The following is a 4,628-nucleotide window of genomic DNA, read 5'->3' as shown; positions in this document are numbered from 1 at the left end:
GCCGAGCCGGTGCTCACGCCGGCCAAGGTCGCGGGGCAGTTGGGCGCCCGACGAGTGGTGAACCTCCCCGTGAAGGTGCTGCGCGCCGTCGTCGGCGTGACCTGGGCGCTGGGGCTGCAGCGTACCGATCCGGGGTGGATCGACATGGCTGCCCTGGCACCGGTCATGAACACCGACCGTGCACGCACACTGCTCGGGTGGGAGCCGGAGCATTCCTCACTCGACGCCATCCGCGCCGTGCTGACCGGGCTGAGCGCGGGCGACGGCGTGGACGGCTCCCCCAGCCTCAAACCCCGCACCTAGCCCTCCCCGCATTGGAGCGAGTCGACACAAATAGCAGGTTTCACGCCGGAACTTGGTTATTTGTGTTGACTCGATCCGAGGGCGGCGGGTTGGGGAGCTTCGAGGGCTTGGGGAGGGTGCACCGCCTCCCACCGCTGCCGGGGCAGCGCCTCGCGGTGGTGGGTCTGCAGGAACACGACCATTGATTCGCGGATCAGGCACTTCAGGTCCCAGAGGGCATCATTGTCGACGGCACTGACCAGCACCCGGGCCCGCACCATGCCGTCGGTGGCCTGGGTGATTTGCAGGGTGCTGGTGCGCCCGTCCCACAGGGTGGTCTCGGCGAGTATTGCGGTCAGGTGGGCCCGCATCGAGTCGATGGGAACCCGCCAGTCGAGGTCCAGGTCAACGGTGCCGAGCAGTTCGGAACGGCTCCGCGTCCAGTTCTCGAACGGCGTGGTGGTGAAGTAGGTCGAGGGCAGGATGACCCGGCGGTCGTCCCAGACCTTGACCACCACATAGGTCATGGTGATTTCCTCGACTGTGCCCAACTGTTCTTCAACGAACACGGTGTCGTCGATCCGCAGGGCGTCGGTGAAGGCCAATTGCACCCCGGCAAAAACGTTGGCCAGGGAACTCTGGACGGCGAGGCCAGCGACAATGGAGATTAGCCCGGCCGAGGCCAGGATGCCAGCGCCAAGGGCACGCACCTCGGGGATCGTCAGCAGCACGCTGGCCAGCGCGAAGGTGATCACCAGCGCCACTCCCACCCTGCGGGCCAGCATGATCTGCGTTTTCAGGCGCCGCATCCGCCCATGGTCAACGGTGTCCCTCCCGTATTTCCGCAACGCCACCGCCTCGAACACCAGCAGGAGCGAGGCGACCAGCCAGGCCACGGCCCCAATGAGAGCCAGCACCAGCGCGTAGTCCACCGGCCCAAACCAGTCGGTGTCGGCGGCAGTCACCGCAAGGGCTATCCGCGCGCCCACAATGGCGAGCACGAGCCGCACCGGGTTCAGCGCCCGACGGGATGCCCCCTGAATGGCGGGGACCTTCCGCAGGGCGCGCACAGCTATCCGGCGCAAAATGGCTGCGAGCAGCACGGCTGCGATCAAGGCCGCAGCGACCCCGACCACCGGGGCCAACGCGTTGACTAGTTCATCCATGGCTTCACCGTCTCAGATGACAGTGGGTAGCTGTCCAGCCGGAAGGGAAAACTGTGGGGAGACTCTCACCCCACGATCAGGTGGGGATCAGCAGGTGGCTAGTACAGGAAAATGTCGAACCATTCGCGGTTGTGCGCGTGAATCAGCACCAGAAACAACACAAAGTCGAACAGCAGGTGAACCGCCACAATGTAGCTCAATGATTTGGTCTTCTTGAAAATCCAGCCCTGCACCAGCGCAAAGGGGTAGATCAGCAAAGGCCCCCAGGCGTGGAAGCCCAGTTCCCAGAGGAACGAGGTGAACAGCACCGCCTGCAGCATGTTGGCCTGCCAGTCCGGCAGATGCCGCCGCAGCAGGGTGAAGGCCGTGCAGATGAAGAACAGCTCGTCCCAGATGCCCAGCACATTGGTGCCGAGGAACAGCCGCGCCACGGTGCTCGGATCCGAGGCTGCCGGCCAGTTCTCAAACACGCCGGTAGGAATCATGTAGACGGGCAGGAGAAAGTACCCCATCACGACGACGGCCACCAGGTACCAGCGCTCGGTCCGCGTCCACTTCTGGCCGGTGAGTACCGGAAACCGGATGGCGTGGTCCTTGAACACAAACCGTGAAATCGAATACGGCAGCCCCACCGCCAGGACCATTGCTGTCCCCATGGTGAACATGTGTTCGAAGCTGATGTCGGTGGTGATGGGCACCAGGCTCATGATGATCAGTCCGAGTGACAGCAGCGCCAGATCCTTGAACAGCTGACGCCCGATGAAGAACGACGACGCCAAGGCGGCCGCCAACAACAGGTAACCCAGCCACCGCTGATCCAGTCCGAACATCACAAACCCCGACCCGGCGATCAGCACCGCAGGGATCAGATTCGCGGCAGTCTTTCGCGTTTCCTTCAGGGTCTCCGGCTGCGTTGTCATACCACTGAGATTACCCGGGACGTCTGAAGTACGGGAGTTTCGGGGCATTTGCCGCTATACAGGAAGCAGCAGCCGATCGTGCCCAGACCACCCACAGGAGCAAATCCATGGAATACGACTTCGATGTTCTGATTGTGGGCGCTGGCCCTGCGGGGATGGCAGCCGCGGTGCGGGCCGCGGAACTCGGCGCCCGCGTGGCTGTAGTGGAACGGGCGAGGCTCGGCGGCACCTGCGTAAATTCCGGGTGCGTGCCGACCCGGGTCCTTGCGAAGACGGCCCGCCTGTACCGGGAGGTGCGCACCGCCTATGACTACGGGATCGTCGTCGCCGAACCGTCGGTTGACTGGCCCCAGATCGTCCGGCGCGTCAGGTCCACCGTGGACCGGGTGCTCGCGGCCAAAGGGTACGACGACGTCGTCGCCCGGTTGGGCATCACCCTGCTCACCGGCGAGGCTTCCTTCGCTGACTCACACACCCTGACGGTGGACGGCCGCGCAGTGACGGCCGGTTCGGTCATCCTCTGCGTTGGCGGCAACGCGCGCCGCCTACCCATCCCCGGCGCCGAGCATGCCGTCCTGCCGCCGGACATTCTCGACCTGCCGGATCTGCCGCGGGCCATCGCCGTGATCGGCGGCGGGCACACCGGCGCGCAGCTGGCCACCATCTTCCATGCACTCGGTTCCCGGGTGCTGCTGCTGGATCTGGCGCCGCGCATCCTCACCACCGAGGACGCCGCTGTCTCGGCGGCGGTCACCGATGGGTTCCGCGCCCGGGGGGTGAGGGTGGAGACGGGAATCGGCGGGATCAACCAGATCACCAGGGACGACGACGGCGGGCTACACCTGCACTGGACCAGCCCAACCGGAGAGCAGGTGGAGGCGGTCGACACGGTCGTGATGGCTGCCGGTTGGCCGGCGAACATTGAGTCTCTTGGCCTGGCCGCGGCCGGTGTCCAGGCCCAACGCAACGCGATACCGGTTGACGACTATCTGCGCTCGAACGTTCCCCACGTCTATGTGGCGGGGGACGCGAACGGCTCCAGCATGCTGGTGCAGGCCGCCGTGTTTGAGGGCGAAACCGCTGCCGAGAACGCGGTCCTCGGAGCGCATCGGACCACTCCACACCATTTGCTGCCCGCCGGTGGTTTCACTGACCCGGATTACGCCGGCGTCGGCCTCACCGAGGAAGCGGCACGGGCGCGTGACCGGGAGGCGACCGCCGTCGTCGTACCCTATGGCGAGGTGGAGCGCCCCATCATCGATGACCGGGAGCAGGGGTTCCTGAAACTGGTGCTGGACCGGCACCGGGAGCTGATCCTTGGAGCGCACGCAGTGGGAGAGAACGCGGTGGAGGTGATCCAAGCGGTCGCTGCGGCGATGGCGGCGGGCACCGACGTCGCAACCCTCGCGCGGGTAAAGTTCGCCTACCCCACCTACACGGCAATTATCGGCGAGGCGGCGCGATCAGCCAGACAGTCGAGTCAACACAAATGACAGGTTTCGCCCCGGATACCGGTTACTTGTGTTGACTCAATCCCTGAGGAAAGACGCCTACCGGGCTGGTTCCTTTTTGCGGGTCGGAGCTGAACGCGCATCCGGTCAGCGTGAACACCGGTACTGCTAGGGTTGAATCATCCCAAAACTGCACAGGGGGCTTACCATTATTTACTGCCGGGCAGGAATCCGCCGCCAGATTAATTGCCCCACTGCAGAGACTTAAGGAGCACAATGGCAACTATGGACAGAAAGTTCTCTGTAACCGAAGAATCGTCAAGCAAGCATCCACATGACTGGGGCCGGGCCATGGCAGTGGCCATCAGCCGGCTGGTTGAGATGGCGCACGAGGCGGGTGACGTGGTCGAACACGAGAACCTTTATGGGGAAGACCTCCACCTGTTTGTGCGCGAGACCGAAGAGGGAGCCGACATCACCATGTCCTGGACCCCCCGTGACACGAAAGACCCATCACCCAAGAGGTCTGATTGGGAAATCTAGGAGGCACCGAATGACAGGACAGAACCCCGATCCACAGGGCGAGAAGATCACCGGGCTGGAGCCGGGCGGCGGAGTCCCCCCAGGCGAAACCCCACCGGGTGAGTCCTCGACCGTGGGACCGCAGGGCCACGACGAGGGCACTTCGAAGGCAAACCACCCGCTCCCGTGGCTCATTGGCATCGGAGTGGTTTTCGTAGCCTGCATCGTTCTGTTTATAGTCGGCCGCCTGGTCGACGTCTTCTAGCGATCACTGTTAACGCCGAACG

5 protein-coding genes and 1 pseudogene are annotated in these 4,628 nt (G+C 64.3%); 4 read left to right on the top strand and 2 right to left on the bottom strand.

Annotated elements, in window-relative coordinates:
* Positions 1-303 (top strand): annotated as a pseudogene (locus K728_RS21270) (NAD-dependent epimerase/dehydratase family protein); the annotation flags it as partial.
* 56 nt (positions 304-359) lie between these two features.
* Here the strand turns inward: K728_RS21270 and K728_RS0109415 are convergent.
* Positions 360-1,448: a mechanosensitive ion channel family protein gene (locus K728_RS0109415; protein ID WP_024476537.1), complete on the bottom strand. Its 1,089-nt coding sequence runs from the start codon at positions 1,446-1,448 to the stop codon at positions 360-362.
* 98 nt (positions 1,449-1,546) lie between these two features.
* The gene (locus K728_RS0109410; protein ID WP_019481393.1) at positions 1,547-2,368 is read right to left on the bottom strand and encodes a CPBP family intramembrane glutamic endopeptidase; all 822 of its coding nucleotides are present in this window, start codon (positions 2,366-2,368) and stop codon (positions 1,547-1,549) included.
* A 107-nt stretch (positions 2,369-2,475) separates the two neighbouring features.
* On the opposite strand from K728_RS0109410, the gene K728_RS0109405 reads away from it, so the two are divergent.
* The 3 genes from K728_RS0109405 (at position 2,476) to K728_RS0109395 (ending at position 4,606) form a co-directional block, all read left to right on the top strand.
* On the top strand, positions 2,476-3,861 hold the full coding sequence (locus K728_RS0109405; RefSeq protein WP_019481392.1) for a dihydrolipoyl dehydrogenase family protein: 1,386 nt from the start codon (positions 2,476-2,478) through the stop codon (positions 3,859-3,861).
* Between the two features lie 234 nt (positions 3,862-4,095).
* Entirely contained in the window at positions 4,096-4,362 is a 267-nt protein-coding gene (locus tag K728_RS0109400) for a hypothetical protein (RefSeq protein WP_133185464.1), read from the top strand.
* Positions 4,363-4,372: 10 nt separating this feature from the next.
* Entirely contained in the window at positions 4,373-4,606 is a 234-nt protein-coding gene (locus K728_RS0109395; RefSeq protein WP_019481390.1) for a DUF6480 family protein, read from the top strand.
* Positions 4,607-4,628: the final 22 nt, after the last annotated feature.

Source organism: Arthrobacter sp. CAL618 (genome assembly GCF_000468215.1).
Lineage (GTDB): Bacteria > Actinomycetota > Actinomycetes > Actinomycetales > Micrococcaceae > Arthrobacter_D.
Note: the sequence above shows the minus strand (reverse complement) of the source record. Positions and strands in the feature narration are given on the sequence as shown.

Excerpts from the sequence above, each read along its gene's own strand:
- K728_RS0109415 (WP_024476537.1), bottom strand. The coding sequence starts at position 1,448 with ATGGATGAACTAGTCAACGCGTTGGCCCCGGTGGTCGGGGTCGCTGCG.
- K728_RS0109410 (WP_019481393.1), bottom strand. The coding sequence starts at position 2,368 with ATGACAACGCAGCCGGAGACCCTGAAGGAAACGCGAAAGACTGCCGCG.
- K728_RS0109405 (WP_019481392.1), top strand. The coding sequence starts at position 2,476 with ATGGAATACGACTTCGATGTTCTGATTGTGGGCGCTGGCCCTGCGGGG.
- K728_RS0109400 (WP_133185464.1), top strand. The coding sequence starts at position 4,096 with ATGGCAACTATGGACAGAAAGTTCTCTGTAACCGAAGAATCGTCAAGC.
- K728_RS0109395 (WP_019481390.1), top strand. The coding sequence starts at position 4,373 with ATGACAGGACAGAACCCCGATCCACAGGGCGAGAAGATCACCGGGCTG.